At 31.0% G+C, this 3880-nt stretch carries 5 protein-coding genes; 3 read left to right on the top strand and 2 right to left on the bottom strand.

Going from position 1 to position 3880, the window contains the following annotated elements; genetic code table 11:
- Nucleotides 1–48: 48 nt before the first annotated feature.
- Complete coding sequence (locus CN326_RS23180) at nt 49–363, bottom strand: hypothetical protein (RefSeq protein ID WP_098311304.1); 315 nt, start codon at nt 361–363, stop codon at nt 49–51.
- A 341-nt stretch (nt 364–704) separates the two neighbouring features.
- Between CN326_RS23180 and CN326_RS23175 the strand changes: the two genes are divergently transcribed.
- Together CN326_RS23175 and CN326_RS23170 are read left to right on the top strand one after the other, a co-directional pair.
- A complete protein-coding gene (locus CN326_RS23175) occupies nt 705–1070 on the top strand; it encodes a hypothetical protein (protein WP_098311303.1) in 366 nt (121 codons plus the stop codon).
- A gap of 79 nt (nt 1071–1149) precedes the next feature.
- Nucleotides 1150–1587 carry an SMI1/KNR4 family protein gene (locus CN326_RS23170; RefSeq protein ID WP_098311302.1) on the top strand — a complete coding sequence of 146 codons (438 nt, stop codon included), beginning with the start codon at nt 1150–1152 and terminating at the stop codon, nt 1585–1587.
- Between the two features lie 371 nt (nt 1588–1958).
- On the opposite strand, the gene CN326_RS23165 is transcribed toward CN326_RS23170, so the two are convergent.
- Nucleotides 1959–2621, bottom strand: a complete 663-nt coding sequence (locus tag CN326_RS23165) for a Crp/Fnr family transcriptional regulator (RefSeq protein WP_098311301.1) — start codon at nt 2619–2621, stop codon at nt 1959–1961.
- Nucleotides 2622–2706: 85 nt separating this feature from the next.
- Between CN326_RS23165 and CN326_RS23160 the strand changes: the two genes are divergently transcribed.
- Nucleotides 2707–3468 carry an HAD-IIB family hydrolase gene (locus tag CN326_RS23160; RefSeq protein WP_098311300.1) on the top strand — a complete coding sequence of 254 codons (762 nt, stop codon included), beginning with the start codon at nt 2707–2709 and terminating at the stop codon, nt 3466–3468.
- Nucleotides 3469–3880: the final 412 nt, after the last annotated feature.

Raw genomic sequence — 3880 nt, 5'->3', positions numbered from 1 at the left:
CTTGACGGGGATAAGTCCAATTTAGATGTCCTAAACTTACTAATAAAGCTATGAACTTCTTGATAAATTAGTTAATCCTTTTAAGAGAAAGAATATACTTAACGCCCAAAGAAATCCAGATCCCGCCACTTTTAATGAATTGTCTTCAGAGACCATAACTCCATCCATAAAGTTTCCAGTTAGCAAATTAATAAAAATAACCATCCCATAACCAAGAGTTAAAAAATGTAGCATAATCCAAATATAACTTTTCTTTTTATATTTTATCCATAAATACAATGTATATAGAATTGCAATACATATAACAATGGAGAACCCTACTATTAAATATGTACGAACTCCTTCTTCAATGGGCATGTACATATATTTATCACCTCTCTATTTAATTTTTCTTCATAATAGAATATTTTCCTTTATTTTGAAATTATTCAAATCACAGATTCTTCTTTTCATTCCATTCGTAAAAGTATACCTTTATAAGAGATACCGCCACATCGCTATCAAGTTAAGTAATTTATTATTCCCCAAAACGGAAAAATAAGCTTAATTCTCATATATATCCGCAAAGATATAAAATTTTCGTTATGGGGGTACTTTGAAATCTTAGCTTGATGGTGATGTGGCGATACCCCTACATCAAAAAAAGTTCTATCGAAATAGATCACTCATGATAAAATGGAATTAAAAGGAAAGAGAGTGACTTAATGAAATTAAAGATATTTTTCATAAGTTTATTAGTAATATTAAGTATAGCATGTGTATTCTTTGTACAAAAAAAGGATGTCATTTTTCAAGAAGGAAATCCGATACCATTCGCAATTGCTATGTCAAAGATGATCTTTACAGATAAAAATATAATGGAAGTACAAACTAACGATACTCGCTATACCTATTTAGTAAAACGAGGGGAGCTAGAGCCCTATATTGAAATGAGAGAGCAAGATGGATGGGAATTTTTAGAGAGAGATATATACAGAAATTCTTTAGCTTTTCAAAAAGGAAATATGACAGAGAGCGTTCCTTACAGATATTTCACACGGTATTATACAATCATTGATTCCCAATACTAATAGATACATTGACTTCCGTTTTCAAGTTTTATGTTAAATAAAAATAGAACTATATCTAAACATAGAAAGGATCTATGAAATGTGGAAAAAATTTATTAAAGATATTTCCTCCGATTACATTTTTAAAAATCCTGCAAATATAAGTGACTTAGAACAACTAGAATCAATTTTTAAAATAAAGCTACCTACTGAATTAAAAACTTTTTTAAACGAAACAGATGGTGTTTATGGAGAATACGGATGTCCATTGATTTGGTCTAGTAATCAAATCCAACAAGAGAATATAAACATTCGAAGTCACAAAGAACTTAATGATTTCTGTATGACTTTTGAATCTCTATTCTTCTTTTCAGATGCCGGAAATGGTGATTTGTTTGCGTATGCTGTAACCAAGAACGGTACTATTGAAAAAGGTGATATTTATGTTTGGAATCATGAAAATGATAGCCGAACTTGGGTTGCACCCTCATTACAAAAATTCATTGAATGGTGGAACCAAGGCAAAATTACTATTTAGTGAACTTACTCTCAATAATCTTGATTATGTGAACAAAAAGCCCCTTCAGATCCAATAAAGGGGCTTTTATTGTTCCATTAAAAAAATGTATTAGACTGAACTTTATTGATACAATCATATTCTTCCTTCTATCCTCACCTTATCTCATAAAATAAAGATTTAGATTCACCATTATTGTGGATTTGAAATAGAGTTACGATGCTTATAAAAAAGATGCGACGTTTAAAATAAAGTCGCGATATTTGTAAAAAAGTCACGATGTTATCCCTTTAAATCTGATCATCAAAGGGATATTTTTTATGTTTAAATTTGCAACTGATTGGTTTGAATGTAAGCACTAGAATGTTTATAAAAATTTTCGCGGTTTGAAACTATTCAAAGCGTACATTTTCTGAGATTTCTTTAATCTTGTCCCCATTTAAAATTTGAATTTCATTCTCTTCTCGTTTGATAATCCCTTTCTCTGTCCAGTCCTTTAGTATTCGATTTAGATGTCTTTTTGTAGTACCAATCAATGAGGCAACATCATCTAAAGAATTTGTTTTTATATATTGATTTAAATGTGATGGGGATTCAACCGTGCATAAATAAGCAGCTAAACGTACACTGACTGGTGAGAGTGTATTTACTCTTGATGAAATGGTGCAAGTTCGTAGCTTATAGGCTAGCTCTTTCAATAATAGTTGATTAAATTTACTATCAAATTTTAAATGTGCTTCGTACACTTCTAAGGGGACAAATAATACTTCGCATGGCTTTACTGCAATACAGTTTGATTCAACTAAGCAATCTGCAAAGATTTCGATATCGCCCATAATCGCTGGTTGTTGACAATAGCGTAATAGTAACTCTTTGCCGGTCACTTCTAAGTTAGAAACCATATACCTTCCTGAAAGTAAAAAATAGATGCCATCTATCTTGTCCCCTGCTTTTAAAATAAATTCATTAGGTTGAAAAGTGCTTACAGAAAGGAACGATATTAGATCTTTTGTAAAAGTATAGTGATAAATAGATTGAAATAGATTTTGATTCATTTTTTCCTCCGAGACATCTGTCCTTTATTGGTCTTATTTATTTTAATATAGTTATAGTTAATTAATAAAGAGGAAGGGGATTTAAATGAACTTTGTATTCGATTTAGATGGAACACTTTGTTTTGACGGCAAAAGTATTGATACAGAAATTATTGAGGCACTTCAAGAATTAAAGTTAGAAGGGCATCAAGTGATTTTTGCCTCAGCTAGGCCGATTCGTGATTTAGTACCTGTCATACCAAAAAGCTTTCATGAAGGTTTATTGGTTGGAGGAAACGGTACATTTACTTATGACCATGGGCAAATTCAAGTGACACATTTTGAACAACAACTTTTAGACAAACTCATTGCAGTTATTCATCAACATCAATTAAAATATTTAGCAGATGGTCAGTGGGATTATGCCTTTACAGGTGATATTGCACATCCTATTTATCGAAATATCGATAAAACCAATTCAACGAACATACCGTTGGAACAATTACTGCCAGTCTGCAAATTAGTTTTATTCCAACCAAATGAAGAAGTGTTAGAAGTGCTTGAATCATTTCCAGTCACAGTTACACACTATAAAACTGAGCATGCTATCGACATTAGCCCTCTAGGTATTAATAAAGTCAGAGGACTACATATGTTGAACATTCAACAATTTATTGCTTTTGGGAACGATAGTAACGACCAATGCTTGTTTGAACATGCAGTACATAGCGTATGCGTCGGGAATAATAACGTGAAACGTTATGCGAAAGAAAACATTGAACGAGCAAATGTAGCAGGGAAAATTCGAGCATTAATGGGAAAGTATCGTGTAGGTGAAGGAGATACATCTAAGCTTGTTAAATATTAATAAGGCTTTCAATAAGGTTTAAAATTTTGTAGATACAGTTAGATAAACTTAATTAACTATCGAAAACTTCATTATTTTAATCAATCTTATTTATAAAAACTAAATCCAACTCAAAATCAAATCCACCCATTTTGATCAATCTTTTTTCAAAGTGAGTGGGTTTCTTCTATTACAAAATCAACGTTTGCAGCATACTTTTAATCAAACTTTATTCAAAAGCTACAATTATATGTTATGAATAGACAATGGATCGTATTAAAATAAAGTATTAGACTAAATAGTAGATATGCGATTTTTATACGGGCAATAAGGACAATTCTGAAAAAACATACTTAATAAAACAAGTATGTATACATTCTTGCATAAAGCTTTTAAAAGAGAAAAAGGCTTAATGTCCTATTAAAAAAATGTT

Origin of the sequence: Bacillus sp. AFS018417 (assembly GCF_002560985.1) — a bacterium.
GTDB classification, from domain to species: domain Bacteria; phylum Bacillota; class Bacilli; order Bacillales; family Bacillaceae_G; genus Bacillus_A; species Bacillus_A rhizoplanae.
The sequence above is the reverse complement of the archived record's forward strand: the minus strand, read 5'-3'. Positions and strand labels throughout refer to the sequence as shown.

What these genes read in the sequence shown, in the direction of transcription:
- CN326_RS23180 (WP_098311304.1), bottom strand. Translation starts at nt 363, where the DNA reads ATGTACATGCCCATTGAAGAAGGAGTTCGTACATATTTAATAGTAGGG.
- CN326_RS23175 (WP_098311303.1), top strand. Translation starts at nt 705, where the DNA reads ATGAAATTAAAGATATTTTTCATAAGTTTATTAGTAATATTAAGTATA.
- CN326_RS23170 (WP_098311302.1), top strand. Translation starts at nt 1,150, where the DNA reads ATGTGGAAAAAATTTATTAAAGATATTTCCTCCGATTACATTTTTAAA.
- CN326_RS23165 (WP_098311301.1), bottom strand. Translation starts at nt 2,621, where the DNA reads ATGAATCAAAATCTATTTCAATCTATTTATCACTATACTTTTACAAAA.
- CN326_RS23160 (WP_098311300.1), top strand. Translation starts at nt 2,707, where the DNA reads ATGAACTTTGTATTCGATTTAGATGGAACACTTTGTTTTGACGGCAAA.